This window comes from Prevotella sp. MGM1, from assembly GCF_002933775.1.
Taxonomy (GTDB): domain Bacteria; phylum Bacteroidota; class Bacteroidia; order Bacteroidales; family Bacteroidaceae; genus Prevotella.
The window spans coordinates 55,912-78,478 of record NZ_BEWV01000209.1 but is presented as its reverse complement, the minus strand read 5'-3'; the positions used below and the strand labels follow the sequence as shown (position 1 = coordinate 78,478).

Here is a 22,567-nt window from a genome sequence, read left to right as displayed (position 1 = left end):
CCACATTATACTCTTGATACTCTCTCCCGCCCACCGGAAAAATCCGCTGACCCTTGTTTTGCGGTAGTGTTTCCTATGTTTGGCTGCTGGATGCCGGCTGTTGCCCTCTCTTGTTATTGGATTATCTTCGTTTATCGTTACTTCGATCTTGGCGTGGGCAATGATGTGGGCGTGGACAATAAAAAAAAGCTGCGGTTTCCATACGGAAACCGCAGCCAATAAATATAATCTATTGGGTCTTATTATCCAAGTTTGTTGATATGCATAGCCAGCTTAGACTTCAGGTTGGCCGCCTTGTTCTTGTGGATGATGTTGGTCTTAGTCAATTTGTCCAGCATCTTCTGCACCGTGGGATACAATTTCACAGCCTCTTCTTTGTCTGTAATAGCGCGCAACTTACGAACAGCATTGCGCATAGTCTTTGCATAATATTTATTGTGCAGAGCTCTTTTTTTCTCCTGGCGGATTCTCTTAATTGCTGATTTGTGGTTTGCCATTTTAATTATGTTCTTTTATTTATTGGTAGTCCCTAGGAGAGTCGAACTCCTCTTTAGAGAATGAAAATCTCTCGTCCTAACCGATAGACGAAGGGACCATAGCTTCGTTTTGCGGGTGCAAAGTTATGACTTTTATTTAATATCACAAAATTTTTTCGTGGAAAAATTCATTTTGGGCGCAGTTTTTATGTGAAAAAGCAATATCTTTGCATAAAACAAGCTGCGTCTCAGCAATTTGGAACACGTTCCATTGCGTTCGACTTGCATTGTTTTTGCATAAAACAAGCTGTATGAGAGCGGCTTAAAGCGGGTTTTGTCTCATTTCTTCGCGTTATGCGCGTTCTTTTAATCTGTGTTTTCCAGTATGTTGATAAAGACCGAAGCAGTTGTGTTGCACACCGTTAAGTACGGCGACAACAAAGTGATAGTTGACATGTTCACCGCCGGTTATGGCAGGATGGGCTTTGTGGTTGGCATACCCAGGTCGGGCAGGTCCGGCGTGCGCAAGCAGTTGTTTCAGCCTATGGCCTTGCTTGAGGTGGAGGCCGACATAAGACCGAGGCTGAAGTTGCAGAAACTGCGTGCCGCAAGGCTGGCATATCCCATGACGACGGTGCCTTTCGAGCCGGTGAAGTTATCCATGGCTCTCTTTACCGCCGAGTTTCTTTATTATGCCCTGCGTGGCGAGCAGGAGAACCGACCGCTTTTCGATTATATATCCGGCAGTATGCAGTGGCTCGACCGCCGTGAGGGGCGGTATGCCAATTTTCACCTCGTCTTTCTGATGCGCCTTTCACTCTTTCTCGGTTTTTATCCCAATCTCGAAGGTTATCATGACGGTTCATGCTTTGATCTGCGTGCCGGATGTTTCTGCGCCGGCGTGCCGCCGCACGGCGACTTTCTCGCCCCTCAGGAAGCGAGGCTTATCGGTGTCCTTATGCGCATGGGTTTTTCCACGATGCACTTATACAGGATGTCCCGCATGGAGCGTAACCGTTTTATAGAGGTGATCATCACATATTACCGCATTCATATTCCCGATTTTCCGGAGTTACGCTCGCTTGCAGTGCTGCGCGAGCTGTTTGTCTGATTTATGGCCGTGCGCGGTTGTTGTGTTTTCCATGTCTGTTTGTTTATTTTGTGTTTTTGATGCCATAGCTTTGTCTGTGCCATGATGTGTGAATGTGTAATAATAAAGTCACGGATTTAACACTTTGTTTTCTGCTGAAATAGAAAACAAAGTCGATACGCACCGCTATATGCAATACGATATGCCGCTTTTCGCCATTTACGAAAAGCGGCGTTTTTCCGCAACGGGACGCTCGTTGGAGTGCGTTTGGTTGCCGGTTGCGTCGCGTTTGGATACCCGTTGGCTTCCATTTAGACGCTAAACGCAAGCCAACGGGACGCTGAATTAAAAAAAATAGTGAGGGTAGGTGGGTAGGTTTTACTGAGGATGTAGGTGAGGTAGGCGTATTGGGTTGATGTACAGGTGGTTGTGAAAGGCAGTTCATAATTCGCTTGTTTCAGGCCTTTGGGTTTTAATTTTGAAACGGGCGAGATATAAGCGGCTGTTTGTAAATATTGTGTCAGGCATTTTTGGCAAATGCTTGTCCGTGCTATGCGTATGTCGGCACGGTTGTGTATGGGGGGGATTGTGTGTCGACTGCACCGGTGTCTTTACGGTATGGTGATGTGCGGGATGTGGAATAATGATGTTTTTCACATTATTCATGGCGGAGCGCCGGTATTATGAGAAAGCTCCCCGGAAGGCATGTCTTCCGGGGAGCTTGGTGTCTCGGTGATTGTCTCAAGGTGTGGGACAGTGCGGTTTATTTAAGCGAGAATTTGGGAGCTTTGTTGAGTTTGCGTGCCGCCGGCATGTTATTCTTGCTTGTGATATGCTTCTTGGCGGCAGATGTAGCCGGTACGTTGATGTTCTCATTTATCGCCCATTGCGAACCGTCGAGGTGCGCGTGGAAGTTCATGCGTGTCACGGTTGTGCCGTCCTCGTTCTTTGCCATGATGAGCAGCGACATCCATTCGTTGGGAACTTCGTTGTTGGTGTATGTGTATTCACCGAATTTGTTTATGTCGGATGTCACGTCGGTGGCATCGCCGCCGGCAGCGAGGTCGGCCAGCGTGTATCCCATGTTCAGCCTGTCGTCAAGGTTTGTCTCGTTCATCAGGCGCACGTAGGCTTCGGTCACGTTGCTCGGGGTTATCTCGAAATTGACGCTTACCTTGCCTTCGCCCTTTGACTTGGAGAATATGGAGATCTTCGGGCCTTCTTTTTCCTGGGCTATGGGAGTGATTCTGGCGAACGTCTCGTCTTTCGCCCAGTCGCCGTTGGCGTCTACTCCGAGTATATACATGGCGTAGTCGGTCTCTTCGTCTACCTGCCATCCGTTCGGATCGTTCTTCAGTTCATCGAGAGTCCATACCTGGCCGAATGCGAACATCGTATATTCGTAGCCGTAGATCTGGATGAATGCCTCCATGACATCCTTATGTCCGTAGAGTGTGTATATGCGCAGGATATCATCGCTTCCGTTGAAGTCGAACATGGCCTGGCCGGCCTCGTTCTGTCCCTTGTAGCTTACGGATACGTTGCCGGCGCTCACATCGGCCTTCTTAGTGGCCGTGTCCGTGATTTTCATTGTCTCGCCGAGTGTGTCGTCGTTGTTCAGCTCGCATACGGCGAGATAATAGTTCAGTCCGGCTACGATGTTGAACTTATGTCCGGAGCCGTCGTCCTCGTTGTCCTGCATGCGGTATGTGGCGTTGCCTTGTCCGGCATATCCGAAATGCGTCATGCACATTCTGAGGCATGCTTCGAGCACTTCGGGAACAACCTGGTCTATGGTCGTGTCGTAATATGATTGCAGGAAGATGTTGAGAGTGGGCTCGTCAATTACCATGTGTGCGTAAGTGGTGTTCTGGTTGGCCGTGGTTACGCTGTATGTGATGTAGTTCTTTCCTGTCTCGTTGACTTCGATGGCCACTTTCTCCTGGTCTTTCACTCCGTCGGGCAGTTCGAACGATATGTAGTCTACGTCTTCCGCGTTCATCTTGGCAACCACTTTGTCGCCCTTTATCATGTATATGGTCTCCTGGGCGCTGGCTGTTGCCGCCATGCCGGTGATGATCATTATCGCTAAAAGTAATCTTTTTATCATCGTATCAGTGATTTTTTGTTGTTTGTAATGTTGTTTCCGGTTATTATCTCTTTATGAATTTGCGTGTCGTTCCGTCGGTCTTTATTATGTATGTACCGGTGGGGTAATTACCTACGTTTACCGTTCCGTTGCCCTCACTGCATGTGGCGCGGCCGACAATCCGTCCCGCCGCGTCGTAGATCTCTATATTGGCGTCTGCCGTAGCGCCGGAGATACGTATGCTGTTGCCGTCGGCCTTTATGCTCAGTGTGTTGCCGTTGACGGCCGTTATGCCGTCTGTGATGTTGCGGTCGTCGAGCACGATTTTCGCGATGTCGCTCATCCGGTGCTTTGCGGGAGTGCCGCTTTTCGGGACGACAGTGACAAATCCTTGGCCGATTTCGATTTTGTCTATTTCCGACTTGGACATGGCATGGTTGCTGTTGTCCTGATACAGCACGTTGACATATTGGGTCTGTGCTTTCATGCCGATAGACATTCCCGCCAGGGCCAATATTAACAATGTGTACTTTTTACTCATGTTGGGTTGTTCTGATGTTGCAAGCTCTGTGTCGAATATTAACATGACAGCCGGCATCAGAACTCTCAATGCGGCTGTCATGTTGTATTTTGTGGCGCTGCTGTCAGGCGAGCAGCTTTTTCACTATGTCTGATATGGTCTTGCCGTCGGCCTTTCCGGCGAGCTGTTTGCTTGCCATGCCCATCACCTTACCCATTTCCTTGATGCTTCCGGCGCCGGTCTGGGATATTATTTCTTTTACTGCGGCCTCAATCTCGGCCTCGGTCATGGGTTGCGGCAGGTAGCTTTCTATCACTTTCACCTGTGCCAGTTCGGCGTCGGCGAGGTCTTGGCGGTTCTGGCTTACGTACAGGTCGGCTGCGTCATGGCCTTGTTTTGCCAGCTTTTGAAGTATTTTCATGGCAGCCGCGTCTTCGAGAGTGTCGTTCGCTCCGGGTGCCGTCTTGGCCTCGATGAATACTTTCTTTATGTTGCGGAGGGCTTCAAGGGCAGTTTTGTCCTTGGCCTTCATTGCCGCAACGATGTCTTTGCTTACTTGCTCGAATAGTGTCATATCTGTTACTGTTAGATGTTAAACGTGAGATGTTGGATATTTAATTTAAAATTTCTGGTGCCACCCGTTAGGGCATGAGGCACTCTAAAGCCGCAAGGTAATGGCATTTTTTACGGTTTGGGGCCGTTCGTTTTGTGTCTGTGCCCGATTGTGTGCCTTGTCTGGACGTTCCTGTGTGTCCCCGTGCCCGTCTATGCGAATACTATCGTGCCCTGCACGGCGTCTTTCGGGTCTTCTTTGGTGTCGCTTACCATTTCTTCGCCGCATGCCTGGCTGTGTATGCTGTCGAGGATTTCCCTTGTGCGCTTGTATGTAGGCGTGGACTCCACTGCCGAGATGACATTGTCGTTGTCGAGATCTTCGGGGCGGAAGAAGTAGATGTTCGGCCTCCGCTTGTATTTCTTGTTGCTGTTGTCGCTGCCGTAGTAGTGCCCGCGGCGCTCCATCAGTTTGGCCTCTTTTTCCTGTGCGGCGGCTATGAGGTTGGCTTCTTCCTGGGTATGGCGCTTCATGTGCATGTCCATTCCGTCTATGTTGGTCATGCCGAAACCTGTGGCGAGTATCGTCACCTTCACTTTCTTGCCCAGTTCGGGGTCCGTGGCGAGTCCCCATTTGATTTCAAAGTCGCTTCCGAACTTGGCCATGAAGTCGTTCACGTCGTTCATCTCCTCCATCATCAGGCTGTCTTTTCCGTCTTTCTGTCCGCAGAACGATATGCTGAGAAGTATCTTTTTGGAGTTGAACACATCGTTGTCGTTGAGCAGCGGCGAGTTGAGCGCGTCGTCGATGGCTTTCTTCACGCGGCCCTCGCCCTCTCCGTAGCCTGTGCTCATGATAGCCACGCCACCGTCTTTGAGCACTGTTTTGACATCGTTGAAGTCGAGGTTGATGAGTCCGTGCACCGTGATTATCTCGGCGATGCTCTTTGCCGCCACGCTCAGTGTGTCGTCGGCCTTGCCGAAAGCGTCGAGGACGGTGAGGTCGGGATATATCTCACGCAATCTTTCGTTGTTGATTACGAGCAGTGCGTCTACGTGTTTCGACATCTCCTCGACACCGTCCAGGGCCTGGTCTATCTTGCGGCCGCCCTCGAAGCGGAACGGGATTGTGACGATACCGACCGTCAATATGCCCATCTCCTTGGATACCCTGGCTATCACCGGTGCGGCTCCAGTGCCGGTGCCGCCGCCCATGCCGGCGGTGATGAAGGCCATGCGGGTGCCGTCGCTGAGCATGTTCTTTATGTCGTCGAGGCTCTCTTCGGCTGCCTGTTTGGCCTTGGACGGCTTGTTGCCAGCTCCCAGTCCCTCCTTGCCGAGTTGCAGGTGTACCGGTACCGGTGAGTCGTTGAGTGCCTGGTTGTCTGTGTTGCAAAGCACGAACGACACGTCGTGTATGCCTTCGCGGTACATGTGGTTCACGGCGTTGCCTCCGCCGCCACCCACTCCGATGACCTTGATGATGCTGTGCTCTTTCTCCGGCATGCCGAAGTCTACTATATCTATGTTGCTGTTGTTCTCTGTCATACTCTGATGTTGTTATGTTCTCGGGTTGTTACCTTTCTGTTCTCACTACTGTTGCAGGGCATTATTCAGGCTCTGTCAGCTTGGTTGCCATCTTTTTGAACCATTTCAAGCCCTTGTTTATCGGGCTGTTCTGCCTTCGTTCCTCTTCAAGGCGGCGCTTCTCTTCCTCTTCTTTCTCTCGGGCTATGCGCTCTTCCTCTTCTTTGCGGCGGCGTTCTTCTTCTTCGGCGGCTTGCTTTTCGGCAGCCGTGAGTACCACGCCCGACGGTATGTCGGCCACGCTTCGGGGTGTCTTGACCCTGTTGTCGCCTGCCGACGGCTTCTCCGTCTTGCTTCCGAAGAGGTCACCGTTTGGGTCAACTTCTTCTCCTGCGCAGTTCACGTCGCCTTTGGCGAGCAGGCCAAGCACGGTGTTCATCATTCCGTTGCGCGCGTTGATGTCGTTGTTGGTCGAGTTTATGGTCTGGGTGACGAACTTGGCGATGCGTATTTTCTCGGCGTGAGTGTAGTTGACAAACGCTTTCTCGATATTCTTCATGTTCGAGCCGCCGCCCGTGAGGATGATGCCGCCCAGCAGTTTGTCATAGTATTCGGACGGTATCTGGTACCACACGTTCTCTATTATCTCTTCGAGACGGCCCTCGACAATCTCTATGAACTTGCGGCTTTCGATCTGCCTGTCGGTGTCTATCGACAGTTTCAGCGAGTTGTCGATGTCCGCGTTGTCGGTATATGCGCTGCCGTATTTGAGTTTCATCTTCTCGGCCTCGCTCTCTTCCATGTTCAGTGAGGCGATGTCTTTGGTGATGTTGTTGCTTCCGAGCGGGATTACGGCAAGATGGCGCAGTATGTTTTTGCTGTATACGGAGACGGTGGTGGTGTCTGCCCCGATGTCGACGAGAGCGCAGCCGGAGCGTCTTTCGGCTTCGGTCAGCACGCTGTCGGCCAGCGCGAGCGGTGCGAGGTACATCTCGGCGACATTTATTCCGGCTGTCTCGAAGCACTTGTTGAGGTTCTTGTAGAATGCCTTGCGTTCGAGAATGTTTAGGAAGTTGCCTTCAAGCCGGCCGCATTGTATGCCTACCGGATCGAGTTGCAACTGCGAGTCAACCTTGTATTCCTGTACTGCGGCGTCGAGGATTTCCTGATCCTGGTATTTCCAGTTGCGGTTCATGTCCATCAGTTCGATGACCATGTCTTGCGTTATCTTGGTGTCGATTGGCAGGTCTTTCGCTATCGAGTTTCTCACGCTGCGTATCGACTGGCCTCCGACACCCACATAGACTTGCGTAATCTCGGTTTTGAGCTGTGCCTGTAACTTATTTATAATATTGGTAAGGCACAGTGCCGTCTTGTCGATGTTATACACAACACCCTTTCGGATGAAGGTGGAAGAATCTTCCTTGACTACGGCAAGCACGTTGATGCTGCCGTCGAGATTTTTCTTTCCCGCGATGCCGGTCATCTTGGATGAGCCGAGTTCTATTGCTACAATGAAATCCTTTGCTGCCATCTTTATAGTAATGTCTTTATCGTAATATCGTTATTGTTCTGTTTTCGGTCTCTCTTCCTGTGCGTTTGGCTGTCCGTCTGACATGTCCGGTTGCCGTTCCGGTTCTGCCGGTGTTGCCGTCACGGGGCGGCTGTGCGGCTGTGAGTCACGTTTCTTGCATATAATCTGGTTGTCGAACTCTACGTTTATGCGCGAATACTTGTTCCAGCCCACTTTGTTCAGTCCGTATTTGTAGAATTTCTCCACTCTCGTGAGCTTCCCGGCGATGTTTTCCGGTTGTCCGAGATATATGATGTGCTCGCCCACCCGTGGTACAATCTCGATGGACTTGTCGGGCAACACGTTGAGTTGCACAATCTGGTTGTGCCAGAACTTGTCGTTCACTATGTGGTTTCCGATGTCTGTGAGCACTTGGGCGGCATACTTGCGGCTGATGTGTCCCGTGGCCACAACAATGTCGGCGGTGAAACGCGCTCCGTTCATTATCTTGCCGCGGTTGTCTATGTAATAGCTGTCCCCGTTGTCGGCGAGCACTCTCATCACCGGCATGTGCTGTGCAAGACTGATGCACACGTGTCCGCCCGGTGTCTTGTAGCACTGCGCGTTCTCGATGAACGGATGCCCGGTCAGCGTCTCTTCAATCTCCCGCACGTCGACGGCGGCCAGTTGTTTGCCGAGCGGATACAGGTTTGCCCGCACGAGGATGGTCTTTATCTCATCGGCGTTCAGAAAGCCCTTGACTACGCTTTCGCTTATGTCTATCTTCACTTGCGTGCATACCTTGCCCTTGATGTCCGGCTCGTTGAACGCCGTCATCGCAAGCAGCAGATACACGCCTATGGCGATATTGGCCGCTATTATGCTGTATTTTTTCCAGTCGAGCGTCATTATTGCGGTGTATGTCCGTGTCTGTTATCTGTCCTTCAATATGTCGGTAAGTTGCGGCATATAGTTGTCGAGGTCTCCGGCGCCGAGTATCATGAGCACGTCGATGTCGTGGTTTCTCACAAAGTCCGGTACATCCTCTTTACGTATCATCTTTTTGGATACTCCGTCGTGAAGGTTGTCGTATATCAGTTTCGACGTCACTCCCTCGATGGGAAGTTCCCTTGCCGGATATATTTCGCATAGAACGACCTCGTCGAGCAGGCTGAGTGCGTCGGCAAAATCCTTGTAGAAGTCGCGTGTGCGGGTATAAAGATGCGGCTGGAAAATGGCTGTTATCCTTCTGTCGCTGTACAGTCTGCGTATGCTTAAGGCGCTTTGGTAAATCTCTTTCGGATGGTGTGCGTAGTCGCTGAGCAGCACCGTACGGTCGTTCTTTATCTTAAAATCGAACCTGCGGTCCACTCCGGCGTATGTGCGCATGCCTTCCCTCAGTTCGTCGGCGGTGCATCCGCCGAGTTGGGCCATTGCCATTGCTGCTATGCCGTTCTCGATGTTTATAGGCACGGGATGTCCGAGAGTCACGTCTTTGACGCACTCTATCGGCGATATGAAGTCGAACGTAATCTCGCCGTTCGCTATCCTGATATTCTCGGCGTGGAAGTCGCCTTCTGTCTCGCTGTATTCATATCGGCGCACACCATCCTGCAATCGCTCTCTCATTTCCAAACCCTTGCGTATTATGAGGGCGCCGCCCGGTTGGATTAGCGATGAATAGTGGGCGAAACTTTCCAGATAGGCTTCTTTTGTGCCGTAGATGTCGAGGTGGTCGGGGTCTGTCGAGGTGATGATGCTGATCCAAGGGCGCAGCCGGTGGAACGAGCGGTCGAACTCGTCGGCTTCTATCACCACGCAGTCACTGTCGCTCAATATGTAGTTCGTGCCGTAGTTCTTGGATATTCCGCCGAGAAACGCGTTGCAGTCGACATGGCTTTGGTGCATGATATGGGCGCACATGGTCGACGTGGTGGTCTTGCCGTGCGTGCCGGCCACGCACATACCTTTGTGCGATCGTGTCAGCGTTCCGAGCACCTGGGCACGTTTCTGTATCTCAAAACCGCCTTGCCTGAAAAATACCAGTTCGCTGTGCTCGGCCGGAATGGCCGGTGTGTATATCACAAGACACGACTCCTTGTCTTTGCATTCGGCCGGTATCTTGTCCGTATTCTCGTCGTAGTGTATCAGCATGCCCTCTTTTTCAAGTTGCAGCGTGAGGGGGGTCTCCGTCTTGTCATAGCCTGCCACCGTGAGGCCGCGCCCCATGAAATAGCGCGCCAAAGCACTCATTCCGATGCCTCCGGCACCTACGAAATACACTGATTTTATGTCTTCAAGTTCCATTTGTTTCTCTTCCTGTTATGCGGCGACCGTCGTGCGGTGCCTTTTTGTCATTTCCTTTCGGCCAGCCTTATTACCTCTCGCGCTATCCTTTCAGCCGAGTCGGGCAGTGCGAGCTGCCTGATATTTGCCGAGAGGGTGTCGAGCCGTGCGCTGTCGGCCACCGTCGCAAGAGCCGTTTCGAGCAGTGTAGCCGCTACGTCGGCGTCTTTCACATATATTGCCGCCTGTCTGTCCACGAGAGCCATGGCATTTTTTGTCTGGTGGTCTTCGGCAACGTTCGGGCTGGGTACGAGCACCACGGGCTTGCCTATCAGGCAGAACTCGGAGATGCTGCTTGCTCCCGCACGGCTGACCACGAGGTCGGCCGCGGCGTATGCCGTGCCCATGTCGGCTATGAAGTCGGTCACCGTAAGGTTGGCGGGCTTGCGGCCTTTCAGCCGTTCGGTGATGTCGGCGTTGTAGTATTTTCCTGTTTGAAGCAGGAACTGCGTGTCGTCGGCGCTCTTCACCATGTCGAGGTGCTGCATCACGCTTTCGTTTATAGTGCGTGCCCCGAGGCTTCCGCCCACAAGCACAATCGTCTTCTTGTCGGGGTCGAGGCCGAGTGCGGTGCGTGCGTCTTCTTTCGACATGCCGTTGTCTATGAGAGACTGTCTCACAGGGTTACCTGTCTTTATGATTTTATCCGCCGGGAAGAAGCGCTCCATGCCGTCGTAGGCCACGCAGATACTGTCGGCACCGGCCGCCAGCATCTTGTTGGTCACCCCGGCATATGAGTTCTGCTCCTGAATGAGGCAGGGAATGCCCATTGCGTGGGCCGCTTTCAGCGTGGCCGCACTGGCATATCCGCCCACACCCACGGCCGCATCCGGCTTGAAGTCCTTGATGGTTCTTCTCACCATGCGCTTGCTCTTCATGAAGTCGAGCAGCACGCCGATGTTCTTCGGCGACCACAGCGGACGTATCAGTCCCCTTACCGGAAGTCCCACTATGTCGTACCCTGCCTGTGGCACACGTTCCATCTCCATTCGGCCGAGTGCTCCGACGAAGAGAATGTCGGCATCGGGGCGCAACGTTTTTACGGCGTTGGCAATGGATACGGCCGGGAATATGTGGCCTCCCGTGCCTCCTCCGCTTATGATGATTTTCAGTTTGTTGTCCATGCGTTTTGTTTCCGGCATGCGGCCTGTGCGACCGCACCGTCACGGCGGTTTATTAATAATGTATATCTAACTTTGCAAAATTAATAAAAATCTATCGTACGCACTAATTTTCAGTGCTCTTTTTTGATTGAACGCCGGAAAAATAGAGGTGTGTCAGTCTACCCGTCGCACGGCATTATGCGTGCGTGAGTTGTGGCGGTTTCACGACAATGCAAAGTAATATCGGATTGTTGTTCTTTGAATAAATCATGGATTATTGTGATTTAACAGTGACTTTGGTATAAGGAAGAAGGTATTTTAAAGGCAAAGAAAGAAGATGTTGAGGGCAAACGGGTAACGGGAATTTTTCCATTGTGTATGTTTTCCTGTCAATGATTTGCGTTGAAAGGGATTTTGTATGCGATTTGCTGTTTTGCCACATGACGACGGTTAAAGGTTAAAAGATAAAAAAGTAAGCGGGGAAGGAAGAGTGGTTGTGAAACGACGGCATTCCCGTCATCTTGTCATGTGGCGCTAAACGCAGGCAAATTAGTCGTCTATCACACATCGATTGGATACAGAATGTGATGCAACGGGATACCTTATGCAGAAAACAGGGTGGATAAAAATACAAATCAAGGCGTTGCATGCCATATATGGCAGAGAAGCCTTGATTGTATTGGTTGTGTTAAAAGGTTTATTCGGCAAGCAGTTCCTTGACATTTATATTGGGCTCCCTCCTTATTTTCCCCTGCCTGTCCACATGAACGACAAACGGAATGCCTGAAAAGTTGAATTTTTCCTGTAAATGTGCCCATTCGGAACGTGATATGAAGATATGCTCACCCTTGATGTTGTTTGGTTCGAGGAAACTGCGGCAGTGTTCCTCTGTGTCGTAAGTGATATAAAGGTATTTGACGGGCTTGTCTTTGTTGGCTTCCACTTCATCGCGCATGTCGAGCATTCCGGCTCTGCATGGTCCGCATGACATGCTCCAAAAGTCAACATAGAGCACGTTGCCTTTGTATGGTTCGATTATGCGTTGGAATAAGGAGTCTCCTTTTGAAGCGGGCTTATTGTCGATACAGCTCTGTTGGTCTTCCTTTATGTAGTCGTGGTAGCCCAATATGGCGAGGCGTAGCAGCTCTTGGTTCGTTATGTACGGGGCGACGGAAGCGATTGCTTCAGCCTTAATCTCTTCATTGTCGAAAATGCCGCATTGGAACGAGGAGAATACATCCCGTATCATGCACACTTGCGATGTAAAGTCGTTGCTGCTTAGATGTAGCTCGTCGTTAATCTGTTGCAGTCCTTTTGCAATTGCCGTGTGAAGTGATTGCAGCGAGTCTCCGAATACAAATGTCTTTTTCCTATGTGACATTATACTCATTTTCTTTTGTGTGAGAGGCCGGAATGCGGTATACTCGAGCCGATTGAAGAAGAACATGTCGGCGCTTACCATTAGCAACGGATTGTCCAGCAGATACTTTTCACGTGGGGAAAGGAAATCAAAGTAGTTGCGCCAAAGGGCTTGGTCGGAACTTATATCTCTTAGAACAATAAAGTATGGACTGGCTATCATCTGGAGATGCCATGCAAGGATGTGGGTGAGGACAATATCGGAAGCAAGCGGCGAGCATCCTTTAAGCTCCGGAAGCCCGCGGTTTATTTTTGCCACCATGCTGTCCATGCGCCCTATCTGTACGTTACGCCATGTCATCAGCGAATCAATTTGCTTTGCGTCTTTAATATCGTAGGACGAATAATTGTTGCAATATGCCTTGTCGACACTTGTTATAACCCGGTTTATTTCACCGCTCAGGCCGGTTCCTCCAATGTTAAATCCCTTTTTATTTGTCTTTATCATGCCATCCAAAACAAAATCTACGGTATCCCCGGGACACATGTAAAGATTGCAAAAAGGAAGCAATGCCACGAACATCGGATGGGGAATATGGATTTTCGTGTTAAAAGTGCAGTCGTCGTTGAATGTAATGGCGAACACATCTGTCTTTTTTGTTATTGGATCTATCACTTCAACGCGTGGGCCGATACTGTTTAACAGGCTTGAAAGCTTTTTAAGGCCGGCGGCCTGTTCCTTTAATTCGTTGCCGACTGTCGGCATGGAAATGCTCCCCCTCAGCATCACATCTCCTCCTGATATACGGAGATTGTTAATGTCTGTACTCGGGAAGTTAATCATTTGCGGCACTACCGTTTTCTTTGCTTTCTTTTTCGCTTCCATGTTTATCGGGCAAAAAAGCATTATAAAGATGCTTAAAAATGTTACTGGAAATCTCATAATTCTATTTTATTAAATTTATAATGAAGAAAGTCCTGTGTTGTAAGAGACTTTCAAGAGCAGTATGGTTGGATGTTTACGGTATTATCGATGATAATCAATAAGCTACATAATAACATGTTTTTCCATGACACCTACAAATTTAATAAAAATTCCTTATACAATTGCTTGATTTTACGAATATTTTGACCATCCGAATGAAATAATATCAGTGTCAGGTAAGCATTGCCCAGAACCGTAACTGGATTTATGCTAATCGCTGTATTTGTTTCGGAGGGGCAAATATTCGTATGCTATTGCATTCAATACATCTTTTACGATTGAAGTGAATAGAGAGTCAATCAGTTGAATGTGTTTTATTTCCGTAAGTAACTTGTGAGATGCTTATGTATTATCCGATTTTGTTTTCGCTGTTTTCCGCTTTTACTTTCTTCTTTGCCGAGCGGCTTACGCTCAATATCGCGCCGATGTAGGCACAGTTGATGATAGTGGATGTACCGCCCTTGCTTATTAATGGCAGCGGCTGGCCGGTCACAGGGACGAACCCCACGGCCACAGCCATGTTGAACGTGGCCTGCACCACGAGCAACAGTGCCAGTCCCATGGCGAAAAAGGCGGGGAAGTTGTTTTCACACCTGTTGGCTATCTGCGCCGTGCGGAACAGAAGGATTATGTATAGCAGCACCACAAATCCCGCTCCGATGAGTCCCAGCTCTTCTATGATGATGGCGTAGATGAAGTCTGAAAACGCCTGTGCGAGAAAGTCGCGCTCTACCGAGTTTCCCGGACCTTTGCCTATATAGTTGCTCGATACGATGGCAATGTTGGCATGAGCCACCTGTGCGTCTTTATCAAGGTCGTAGTCTTCGGGTGCCACCTCCTTGTCGTTTGTGAAGTCGATAATTCGCCTTTTCCACGTGTCGGCACGGTGGAACATCTTCTCAATCGTGCCGCGCTCTTTCTTTTTATGCTCCGTCTGCTCGGTTTTGGCCAGAGTATCATCTTCTTTCGGTGTGTCGTGCCCGACGATCATGATAAACGAAATGATGCCCGTCACTCCAACCGCTATCCATCCGAGCAGCTTGCCTATCTGCTTTCCAGGCACGCGGCCTATAATCATCATCAGGAAGACAACAAAGCACAGCAGGGCGGCTGTAGACAGGTTCTCGACCATAATCAGCAGGGCGATAGGCACCGTGAGGCACATTATGTACTTGAATGCTTTGCGGGCGGCTCCGTTTTCCTGCTGCATGGCGCTGAGAATCTGTGCCACGGCGAGAATCAACGCTCCTTTGGCTATCTCGGACGGTTGCACGGACAGTCCGAGCAGCGACATCTGGCGGCTCGCCCCGTTGGCCTTCTCGCCCACGAACAGCACGAGTACCAGCAGCATGAACGACAGCATGAGCAGCAGCGGTGTCATGAGCTTGAAGTAGCGGCACGGTATGTTGAGTGTGGCAACGACAATGAGCGCGCCGAATATCAGTGTTCCCGAGTGCTTTATTATTGGCATGATGAAGTTGTTACTTTTGTATGTCAGGCCGCTCGACGCGCTGAACACCTCCACGATGCTTATCACGCAGAGGAAGAAGAACACCATCCAGATGACTTTGTCGCCCTTGAAAATGTTGTTTATCTTTTTGTTCATTGTTTGTTTTACGTTATAGGTTTTTCACCATTTCCTTGAACTGTTCGCCTCGGTCTTCCATGTTTTTGAACAGGTCGAAACTGGCACAGCACGGACTGAGGAGTACCGTATCGCCCTTTTTCGCCATCTCGCGGCATGCTTCCACGCACTCACGCATCGAGTGGGTGTCTCGCACGGGGATGCCGAGGCTGTCGAAATTGTCGTGTAGCTTGGAGTTGTCGGCTCCGAGGTATACGAGAGCGGAGCACTTTTCGGCCACGAGACTCTTTATCGGCTCATAGTCGTTGCCTTTGTCTTTGCCCCCGATGATGAGCACCACTTTCGTATTCATGCTTTCAATGGCGTACCGGCAGGCATCCACATTGGTGGCCTTGGAGTCGTTGACGTATTGCACTCCGTGTACTGTGCCCACTTTCTCAAGTCGGTGTTCAACGCCGGGGAAGTCGCCGAGGCTCTTGCGTATCACCTCCTTGTCTATTCCCGCAATGTTTGCGGCCAGCCCGGCGGCCAGACTGTTGTACAGGTTGTGACGCCCGGTGAGGCTCAGTTGTTCCTGTGGCATGGAGAGACAGTCGGGATATTCAATCTTGTATTGCCCGTCTTCTGTATATCCTGCCATACCCGGAGCCTTATGTTCGGAAAACGGGTACAACTTGGCGTGTATGTCGTATTTCGCAAGTTCGCGGCTTATTATCGGGTCGTCGTTCCAATATATGAAAGCGTTTTCTTCCGTCTGGTTTCTCGTTATCCGCATCTTGGCGTCCGTGTAGTTCTGCATCATGTTGCCGTAGCGGTCGAGATGGTCGGGCGTGATGTTCAGAAGAACGGCAATGTCGGCCCTGAAGTCATACATGTTGTCGAGCTGGAATGAGCTTAGTTCTATGATGTAGTACTCGTGCGGGTCTTCCGCCACTTGCAGGGCGAGAGAGTTCCCGATGTTTCCCGCCAGTCCGGCATCGTATCCGGCATTGCGGAATATGTGGTATATTAGCGATGTTGTTGTCGTCTTGCCGTTGCTTCCGGTAATGCAGATCATCTTTGAGTCGGTATATCTGCCGGCAAACTCAATCTCGCTGATTATGCGTATGCCTTTCTCTATGGCCTTTGCCACGATGGGTGCGGTATCAGGGATGCCGGGACTCTTTATTATCTCGTCGGCATCGAGTATGTCGCTTTCGGTATGTCTCTTTTCCTCCCAGCGTATGTTTCTGTCGTCGAGCATCTTCTTGTACTTGTCGCTTATTGCCGACATGTCTGACACAAAGACATCAAATCCTTCTTTTTTTGCCAGTGCGGCGGCTCCGGCACCGCTCTCTCCGGATCCGAGTATTGCTATTTTCTTCATCTTTTCATTGTTTGTTTGGTGGTGGGTTGGAATAGTTTTTACTGGAGTTGTTGGAGTTAAGGAAGTTAAAGGACAATAGCTGCAGCTTTCTGCATTTGCCTTCCTTATTCTCTCTTTGTTCTCTTTTATTATTCCTTATTAGTTTTCTTTTTACTCCTTTCTAATAAGCTATTGTCCTTTAACTTCCCCTAATTTCTTTAACTCCTCCTGGCTTCCTTAATCTCAATATATTTCCTTTCTAAAACCACTATCTTATTTTCAACGTTATAATCGTCATTGCCGCCAGGATGATTGTCACAATCCAGAACCGTATGGTGATTTTAGATTCGTGAACGACATTCTTGGGACCTTTTATAAGGTACTTGCAGTCGGGTAGCAACTGACTGTCTTGCGTGCGGAATGTGTCGTGTATAGGCGCGCGGCGGAAGATTCGCTGTTTCACTCCGCGGCGTTTGCCGAGTTTATAGTACCATACCTGCAACATGACGCTGAGGCTCTCCACGAAGAATATGCCGCAAAGGATTGGCAGCATGAGTTCTTTGTGTATTATGATGGCGCACACGGCGATGATGCCTCCGATGGTAAGTGAGCCGGTGTCGCCCATGAATATCTGTGCCGGATAGGCGTTGTACCACAGAAATCCGATGAGTGCTCCGACGAAAGCACATATAAATACCACAAGTTCCTGGCTGCCGGGGATATACATTATGTTCAGATAGGCGGCATATTCGATGTGGCTCGACACATAGGCGAAGATACCGAGAGCCACACCTATTATGGCCGATGTGCCGGCACACATACCGTCCATGCCGTCGTTGAGGTTGGCTCCGTTTGACACGGCGGTGACGACAACGATGGTCATGACGACAAACAGTATCCAGCCGGCGGCTTCCTTGTATTTCCCGAAGACTGACATAATGTTTGAATAGTCGAGGTTATGCCCTTTGACAAACGGGATGGTGGTCTTCAATGACTTGGTGGCCTCGCTGCGGTGCTTCACCACGAGTTCCTGTGTCTGTTGTTTCTCTATAGCCACGTTCTCGCGGATCACGGCATCGGGACTGAGGTATAGCACGATGCCCACTATCAGTCCGAGTCCCACTTGCCCCACGATCTTGAACTTTCCTTGCAGTCCTTCCTTGTCGTGCTTGAATATTTTGATGTAGTCGTCAAGTCCGCCGAGAAAGCCGAGCCATACTGTCGTTATAATCATCAGTATGAGGTATATGTTTCTCATGCGGCCGAGCAACAGTATGGGAACGAGCGTCGCCACGATGATGATTATTCCGCCCATGGACGGTACGCCTACCTTTTTCGTTCCGAACGGGTCTATTGAGGCATCGCGCTGCGTTTCGGTGATTTGTTTCCGTCTGAGATACTTGATGAATTTCTCGCCGAACCACGCCGAGATAAGCAGCGACAGCATCAGGGCGAGCAGTGCCCTGAACGATATGTAAGACCAGATGTGCGAACCGGTGATGCCGAATTGGTCTAAGAACCGAAATAAATAGTATAGCATTTTTTATTGTAAGTTATTAGTGGGGTGAAATCTCGGTGGTATTATGGCCTCTGTTTGCGGTGCTTACGGATTGGATGCGGAGAACTGTTCTCTTACCACCTCTTTGTCATCGAAGTGGTGTTTCACTCCCTTTATTTCCTGATAGTCCTCGTGCCCCTTTCCGGCGATGAGTATCACGTCGCCTTTCTCGGACATCATACATGCCGTGCGTATTGCTTCACGGCGGTCTACGTTAGTCATTACCTTCTTCATCTGTTGCGGGTTAAGCCCGGCGAGCATGTCGTTGATGATGTCTTGTGGCTCTTCGAATCGCGGATTGTCGCTCGTTATTATTACCCGGTCGCTTTGTTTCACCGCTTCGAGAGCCATGAGCGGCCGCTTGCCTTTGTCACGGTTGCCGCCCGCTCCGCATACGGTGAATACCCGTCCCTTGCCGTCGAGCACCTCATGAATGGCATTGAGCACGTTTTCAAGGGCATCGGGAGTGTGCGCATAGTCCACTATTGCGGTGTAACCGTCGGGCGAACGCAGCGGTTCGAGCCGTCCGCTTACGCTTTTCAGAGTGCTCAGGGTCACGAGAATATCTTCCGGATGTTTGCCGAGCATCACGGCCGTGCCGTATACAGCGAGCAGATTGCTTACGTTGAACTTGCCAATGAACTGCACGCCAACTTCTCGGCCGTCTATCTCCAGGTACATGCCTTCGAAGTGGCATTCTATTATCTTGGCCTTGAAATCGGCCATGGTGCGTGTCGAGTACGTCTTGACTGTCGCCTTGGTGTTCTGTGTCATTACCATACCGTTCTTGTCGTCGGCGTTCGTTATGGCGAAAGCGTCTTTCGGTAGACTGTCGAAAAAGGCTTTTTTCGCGTCGCGATAGTTCTCGAAAGTCTTGTGGTAGTCCAGGTGATCTCGGGTCAGATTGGTAAATATTCCGCCGGCATATCTCAGGCCTCCTATTCTTTTCTGCGCTATGGCATGGCTTGAGCATTCCATGAACACGTATTCGCAGCCGGCTTCCGCCATCTTGGCGAGCAGTCGGTTCAGTTCTATCGGGTCGGGCGTGGTGTGGCTTGCGGGCACTGCGTCTCCTTCTATATAGTTGCACACGGTGGAGAGCAGTCCGCAACGGTGGCCCAGTTTGCGGAACATATCGTACAACAGGGTGGCAATCGTGGTCTTACCGTTCGTACCGGTCACTCCGATGAGTTTCAGCTTTTTCGACGGCTCGCCGTAAAATATGGTCGCGACGCTGCCCACAGCGTCTTCCGTGGAGGCCACTTTGACGTATGTCACGCCTTCTGCCATGTTATCGGGCATAGTCTCGCATAGTATGGCTGCGGCTCCGAGACTTGCCGCTTTGTCCATGAAAGCGTGTCCGTCAGTCTGTGTTCCCTTTATGGCGACGAAGAGATGGCCTGGTTCCACACGTCTGGAATCGATGTCGACTCCCGTTATCTCAACCCCGGCATTACCTTCAATGGCCAGAGGTCTTATGGTTTTGAGCAACTCGTTAAGTTTCATATATCTGTTGTTTTCTTGTTCGTTTATATGGCGTTGTCCGTTTTCAGTATTTCCGCATGCTGGCTGCCGGATAATATTTGCTTGCAGCTTCCGTTTCCGTAGGTTGACATCGGTGTTGCCGCTGACGGCCAGTCATCCTTCCGTTTCTTGCCTGCCATGTTCTTTCGGTAGGTTTCTTGGTATGCGGTCATTCCATCGTGAGCACGCACTCTCTGCCTCTTACAGCCGCTTTTCCCGGAGCTATGCTTTGTCTTTTTACTTTGCCTGTGCCGTTTATTCTTACTTTCAGTCCTCTGCTTTCGAGCAGATAGAGAGCGTCGCAGGCTCCCATGCCGGTCACGTCGGGAACCGTGTTGCGGTGTGTCTTTGTTTTGGTGAGCGCCACTTCGTCTTTTTTGCTGTCGGCACGTCCCCATACCGGTATGCCGTATGGCTTGCCGTCGCTCCATGGTGATGTCTTTCTCACTCCGAGTCTGCCAAGCACGAAGTCGGCCGCGGCGATGTTCCCGCTTTTCACATCGGGTATCACTACCGAGTTGGTGTCGCACGCATCGTCGACACTCAACTTGAGGTTGCGCGCCATTACGCCTTCCGCTATATGGTGGAACACCACTCCGCTCATGCCGCCGCCCGAGGCGGGAAGGCCGCTTTTCTGTATGCAGACTATGCAACTGTATTTCGGATTGTCTGCCGGGAAATATCCTGCGAAGCTCAGCCAATAATCTACAACGCCGCTTTTATATCCGGCCGCACCTTTAGACACTTGCGCAGTGCCGGTCTTTCCGGCTACCTTGAACATCTTTGAGCCGGCTTTCTTTCCCAATCCCTGGCTCACTACGTGTTCGAGAATGGTCTGCATTGTCTTTATGGCCTTGGGCCTCGCTATCTGTTCGTTCAGCACCTCGGGATGAAATTCGGCTATTGTCTCGCCGTTTTTCACCACTTTCTTCACAAATCGCGGCTTCATCATTTTCCCGTCGTTGGCTATTGCGTTGTAAAATGTCACCGTGTTTATTGGAGCTATTTGCGTCTCATAGCCGATGCTCATCCACGGCAGCGCCGTCTTGCTCCAGTTGTCGTACTGGCCGTGCCTGTTTTTGCGCGGCATGCGGATGATTGGCGGCGCGTAGCCCACGAGCGGCAGGTTGAGGTCCTCGTGTATTCCCACACGATAAAGCCCCTCCACGTATTTCTCAGGGTTTGCCCCGTAAAACTTGTCTATCACATAGCTCACGCCTATGTTGCTGCTCACTTCGAGCGAGCGTGCCATGTTTATGTCCTGATAGCCGCCCCGTCGCCAGTTGTGGTCTTTCATGTCGCGGCCGTGCATCGGCATTACGCCGCTGCCGGTGTGTATCACATAGCTCGTGTCGGCCACCCCGTCATCGAGTGCCACGAGAAACGATGCCACCTTGAATACAGAGCCCGGCTCGCACCTGTGGCTGATGGCGTGGTTCATTATTTCGTGATAGCGCCCGTCGGCACATTTTGTCATGTTCACTATAGCCTTCACATCGCCGGTCTCCACTTCCATCAGTATGACAACACCCATGTCGCCGTTCACGAGTTTCAGCTCGTCGATCAGTGCCCTCTCGGCAAGATCCTGCATGCTTACGTCTATTGTGGTGACAATGTCGGCTCCGTTCTCCGGCGGCATGACGGGGATGTTCATGAACCTGTTCAATATCTTGCGGCGGTGGGTGATGCCGTTGCTGCCTCGCAGTATTGAGTCGTAAGACAGCTCGAGGCCGAACCGTGCCGTATCTTTCGAACCGAACATGTCGCCTACGGTGCGTTGCGCCAGCGAACCGAACGGACGCCGGCGGGCGTTGAACTCCTCCCAATGGAAGCCTCCCTTGAATTTCGACATGTTGAATACCGGCAGTTTCTTGACTTCCGTGTATGTGTTGTAGTCTATCCGCCTTTTCCATATCGGCCAGTTGCGGCTCATCTTCCTGTGTCCTTTTTCGAGGTGGCGTTTGAACTCGGCTGCCGACATCTGCGGGAATATCCTGTTCAGACCTTCGCATATATGGTCTATGCTGTCGTTCCAGATTGAGTCTTTTTCTTCTCCGCCGGCCTGGAAGTCCATGTATATTTTGTATTCCGGCAGACTGCTGGCCATAAGTTGCCCGTCGCAGCTCAGTATGTTGCCGCGACTGGGTTTCACGCTTACGCTGTCTCGTTTGAGCCTTGCCGCCACGTCTGTCCAGTATTGTTTCTTTGCGGTCATGATATATGCCGCACGTCCGATTACGGCTATGCCGATGAACGTGAACACCAGCGCTATGGCGAAATAGCGCGGCATGACCTTGTTGTTGTCGAACTTACTCATTTCCTTGTCTCCTCGTCTACATTACTTCTTTTTGCCATCGGCAGCGTTTCCGCATGGTCGCCGTTCCCCGCCGCCTGGCTTCTCATTCTTCCGTTATTATAATATACGGTGGTTGCTCGGCGATGTGCAGCAGGCTGTCTTTGTTTTGTCTGAGCAGTTCGAGCACGCGGCTCTCCCTATATCGCTCCGTGAGGGTACTCGAACTCGACAATGCCTTGTATTTGGCATCTTTCAGTTGGGTTTGCAACTTGTCTATCATTATCATGTCCTGTTGGCATTGATAGCGGAAAGCCACATATATTATGGTGAACAGCACAATCAGCAGGAAAGCCCAGATCTGGCTCCTTACCAGCTCGGCGTAAAGGATGTCGCCTCCTATTATCTTCCGGAGCGTGAGCGTCGGCGATGGCTTGGGGTCGTCTTCTGTGGCATGTTTCTTCAGCTGTTGCAGCCTTGTCTCTTTCTTTTCCGCCTTGTCGTCGCCTTTGTCGGTTGTGTCTGTGGCGCCGGTCCTTTTCGCTGTCGTCCTGCCTTTGTCGACATCCGTATTTTCGGTTCCGGTCCCTTTCTCTTTCGTTTCTTTATTGTCTGTTTTCATCCTGTTGCCCTTCTTTGTCAATACATAGCTTTGTCATGTGACTTTCATTCCGCGATTACATCTTCAAGCCATTGCTCCTG

The 22,567-nt window shown here is 50.7% G+C and carries 19 protein-coding genes and 1 tRNA gene; 2 read left to right on the top strand and 18 right to left on the bottom strand.

What is annotated here, in order from left to right:
* The coding region (locus MoGM_RS13410; RefSeq protein WP_233210273.1) for a hypothetical protein at positions 1-222 on the top strand (222 nt) is incomplete at its 5' end.
* A 20-nt stretch (positions 223-242) separates the two neighbouring features.
* On the opposite strand, the gene rpsT is transcribed toward MoGM_RS13410, so the two are convergent.
* Together rpsT and MoGM_RS10970 are read right to left on the bottom strand one after the other, a co-directional pair.
* Positions 243-497: a 30S ribosomal protein S20 gene (gene rpsT, locus MoGM_RS10975; RefSeq protein WP_104370088.1), complete on the bottom strand. Its 255-nt coding sequence runs from the start codon at positions 495-497 to the stop codon at positions 243-245.
* A gap of 23 nt (positions 498-520) precedes the next feature.
* A tRNA-Glu gene (locus tag MoGM_RS10970) sits at positions 521-595 on the bottom strand.
* A gap of 266 nt (positions 596-861) precedes the next feature.
* Here MoGM_RS10970 and MoGM_RS10965 point away from each other — a divergent pair.
* Positions 862-1,587 carry a DNA repair protein RecO gene (locus tag MoGM_RS10965; protein ID WP_104370087.1) on the top strand — a complete coding sequence of 242 codons (726 nt, stop codon included), beginning with the start codon at positions 862-864 and terminating at the stop codon, positions 1,585-1,587.
* A 742-nt stretch (positions 1,588-2,329) separates the two neighbouring features.
* On the opposite strand, the gene MoGM_RS10960 is transcribed toward MoGM_RS10965, so the two are convergent.
* The 16 genes from MoGM_RS10960 to MoGM_RS10890 form a co-directional block, all read right to left on the bottom strand.
* Positions 2,330-3,676, bottom strand: coding sequence for a hypothetical protein (locus tag MoGM_RS10960; RefSeq protein ID WP_146078724.1), 1,347 nt, complete (start codon positions 3,674-3,676; stop codon positions 2,330-2,332).
* A gap of 43 nt (positions 3,677-3,719) precedes the next feature.
* Positions 3,720-4,196 (bottom strand): T9SS type A sorting domain-containing protein, encoded by a 477-nt coding sequence (locus MoGM_RS10955; RefSeq protein WP_158249603.1) that lies wholly within the window; start codon positions 4,194-4,196, stop codon positions 3,720-3,722.
* A gap of 103 nt (positions 4,197-4,299) precedes the next feature.
* Positions 4,300-4,749 (bottom strand): GatB/YqeY domain-containing protein, encoded by a 450-nt coding sequence (locus tag MoGM_RS10950; protein WP_104370084.1) that lies wholly within the window; start codon positions 4,747-4,749, stop codon positions 4,300-4,302.
* 191 nt (positions 4,750-4,940) lie between these two features.
* Positions 4,941-6,275, bottom strand: coding sequence for a cell division protein FtsZ (gene ftsZ / locus MoGM_RS10945; protein WP_104370083.1), 1,335 nt, complete (start codon positions 6,273-6,275; stop codon positions 4,941-4,943).
* A gap of 61 nt (positions 6,276-6,336) precedes the next feature.
* Positions 6,337-7,788 (bottom strand): cell division protein FtsA, encoded by a 1,452-nt coding sequence (ftsA, locus tag MoGM_RS10940; protein ID WP_104370082.1) that lies wholly within the window; start codon positions 7,786-7,788, stop codon positions 6,337-6,339.
* A gap of 30 nt (positions 7,789-7,818) precedes the next feature.
* Positions 7,819-8,676, bottom strand: a complete 858-nt coding sequence (locus tag MoGM_RS10935) for a cell division protein FtsQ/DivIB (protein ID WP_233210272.1) — start codon at positions 8,674-8,676, stop codon at positions 7,819-7,821.
* Between the two features lie 24 nt (positions 8,677-8,700).
* Positions 8,701-10,074, bottom strand: coding sequence for a UDP-N-acetylmuramate--L-alanine ligase (murC, locus tag MoGM_RS10930; protein ID WP_104370081.1), 1,374 nt, complete (start codon positions 10,072-10,074; stop codon positions 8,701-8,703).
* A gap of 47 nt (positions 10,075-10,121) precedes the next feature.
* Positions 10,122-11,237: an undecaprenyldiphospho-muramoylpentapeptide beta-N-acetylglucosaminyltransferase gene (murG, locus tag MoGM_RS10925; RefSeq protein WP_104370095.1), complete on the bottom strand. Its 1,116-nt coding sequence runs from the start codon at positions 11,235-11,237 to the stop codon at positions 10,122-10,124.
* Between the two features lie 676 nt (positions 11,238-11,913).
* On the bottom strand, positions 11,914-13,461 hold the full coding sequence (locus MoGM_RS10920; protein WP_158249602.1) for a thioredoxin-like domain-containing protein: 1,548 nt from the start codon (positions 13,459-13,461) through the stop codon (positions 11,914-11,916).
* A gap of 448 nt (positions 13,462-13,909) precedes the next feature.
* Positions 13,910-15,166 carry an FtsW/RodA/SpoVE family cell cycle protein gene (locus MoGM_RS10915; RefSeq protein ID WP_104370079.1) on the bottom strand — a complete coding sequence of 419 codons (1,257 nt, stop codon included), beginning with the start codon at positions 15,164-15,166 and terminating at the stop codon, positions 13,910-13,912.
* A gap of 13 nt (positions 15,167-15,179) precedes the next feature.
* A complete protein-coding gene (gene murD / locus MoGM_RS10910) occupies positions 15,180-16,511 on the bottom strand; it encodes a UDP-N-acetylmuramoyl-L-alanine--D-glutamate ligase (RefSeq protein WP_104370078.1) in 1,332 nt (443 codons plus the stop codon).
* A gap of 247 nt (positions 16,512-16,758) precedes the next feature.
* Positions 16,759-18,030 carry a phospho-N-acetylmuramoyl-pentapeptide-transferase gene (locus MoGM_RS10905; protein ID WP_104370077.1) on the bottom strand — a complete coding sequence of 424 codons (1,272 nt, stop codon included), beginning with the start codon at positions 18,028-18,030 and terminating at the stop codon, positions 16,759-16,761.
* A 63-nt stretch (positions 18,031-18,093) separates the two neighbouring features.
* Complete coding sequence (locus MoGM_RS10900) at positions 18,094-19,554, bottom strand: UDP-N-acetylmuramoyl-L-alanyl-D-glutamate--2,6-diaminopimelate ligase (RefSeq protein WP_104370076.1); 1,461 nt, start codon at positions 19,552-19,554, stop codon at positions 18,094-18,096.
* Positions 19,555-19,577: 23 nt separating this feature from the next.
* The gene (locus MoGM_RS13445) at positions 19,578-19,712 is read right to left on the bottom strand and encodes a hypothetical protein (protein ID WP_255401982.1); all 135 of its coding nucleotides are present in this window, start codon (positions 19,710-19,712) and stop codon (positions 19,578-19,580) included.
* A 29-nt stretch (positions 19,713-19,741) separates the two neighbouring features.
* Positions 19,742-21,889, bottom strand: a complete 2,148-nt coding sequence (locus tag MoGM_RS10895; RefSeq protein ID WP_104370075.1) for a penicillin-binding protein — start codon at positions 21,887-21,889, stop codon at positions 19,742-19,744.
* A gap of 82 nt (positions 21,890-21,971) precedes the next feature.
* Complete coding sequence (locus MoGM_RS10890) at positions 21,972-22,487, bottom strand: FtsL-like putative cell division protein (protein WP_233210271.1); 516 nt, start codon at positions 22,485-22,487, stop codon at positions 21,972-21,974.
* Positions 22,488-22,567: the final 80 nt, after the last annotated feature.

What these genes read in the sequence shown, in the direction of transcription:
- MoGM_RS10900 (WP_104370076.1), bottom strand. Translation starts at nt 19,554, where the DNA reads ATGAAACTTAACGAGTTGCTCAAAACCATAAGACCTCTGGCCATTGAA.
- murG (WP_104370095.1), bottom strand. Translation starts at nt 11,237, where the DNA reads ATGGACAACAAACTGAAAATCATCATAAGCGGAGGAGGCACGGGAGGC.
- MoGM_RS10920 (WP_158249602.1), bottom strand. Translation starts at nt 13,461, where the DNA reads ATGGAAGCGAAAAAGAAAGCAAAGAAAACGGTAGTGCCGCAAATGATT.
- ftsA (WP_104370082.1), bottom strand. Translation starts at nt 7,788, where the DNA reads ATGGCAGCAAAGGATTTCATTGTAGCAATAGAACTCGGCTCATCCAAG.
- MoGM_RS10965 (WP_104370087.1), top strand. Translation starts at nt 862, where the DNA reads ATGTTGATAAAGACCGAAGCAGTTGTGTTGCACACCGTTAAGTACGGC.
- murC (WP_104370081.1), bottom strand. Translation starts at nt 10,074, where the DNA reads ATGGAACTTGAAGACATAAAATCAGTGTATTTCGTAGGTGCCGGAGGC.
- MoGM_RS10935 (WP_233210272.1), bottom strand. Translation starts at nt 8,676, where the DNA reads ATGACGCTCGACTGGAAAAAATACAGCATAATAGCGGCCAATATCGCC.
- MoGM_RS10950 (WP_104370084.1), bottom strand. Translation starts at nt 4,749, where the DNA reads ATGACACTATTCGAGCAAGTAAGCAAAGACATCGTTGCGGCAATGAAG.
- MoGM_RS13445 (WP_255401982.1), bottom strand. Translation starts at nt 19,712, where the DNA reads ATGGCAGGCAAGAAACGGAAGGATGACTGGCCGTCAGCGGCAACACCG.
- MoGM_RS10960 (WP_146078724.1), bottom strand. Translation starts at nt 3,676, where the DNA reads ATGATAAAAAGATTACTTTTAGCGATAATGATCATCACCGGCATGGCG.
- MoGM_RS10915 (WP_104370079.1), bottom strand. Translation starts at nt 15,166, where the DNA reads ATGAACAAAAAGATAAACAACATTTTCAAGGGCGACAAAGTCATCTGG.
- rpsT (WP_104370088.1), bottom strand. Translation starts at nt 497, where the DNA reads ATGGCAAACCACAAATCAGCAATTAAGAGAATCCGCCAGGAGAAAAAA.
- MoGM_RS10895 (WP_104370075.1), bottom strand. Translation starts at nt 21,889, where the DNA reads ATGAGTAAGTTCGACAACAACAAGGTCATGCCGCGCTATTTCGCCATA.
- MoGM_RS10890 (WP_233210271.1), bottom strand. Translation starts at nt 22,487, where the DNA reads ATGAAAACAGACAATAAAGAAACGAAAGAGAAAGGGACCGGAACCGAA.
- murD (WP_104370078.1), bottom strand. Translation starts at nt 16,511, where the DNA reads ATGAAGAAAATAGCAATACTCGGATCCGGAGAGAGCGGTGCCGGAGCC.
- ftsZ (WP_104370083.1), bottom strand. Translation starts at nt 6,275, where the DNA reads ATGACAGAGAACAACAGCAACATAGATATAGTAGACTTCGGCATGCCG.
- MoGM_RS10955 (WP_158249603.1), bottom strand. Translation starts at nt 4,196, where the DNA reads ATGAGTAAAAAGTACACATTGTTAATATTGGCCCTGGCGGGAATGTCT.
- MoGM_RS10905 (WP_104370077.1), bottom strand. Translation starts at nt 18,030, where the DNA reads ATGCTATACTATTTATTTCGGTTCTTAGACCAATTCGGCATCACCGGT.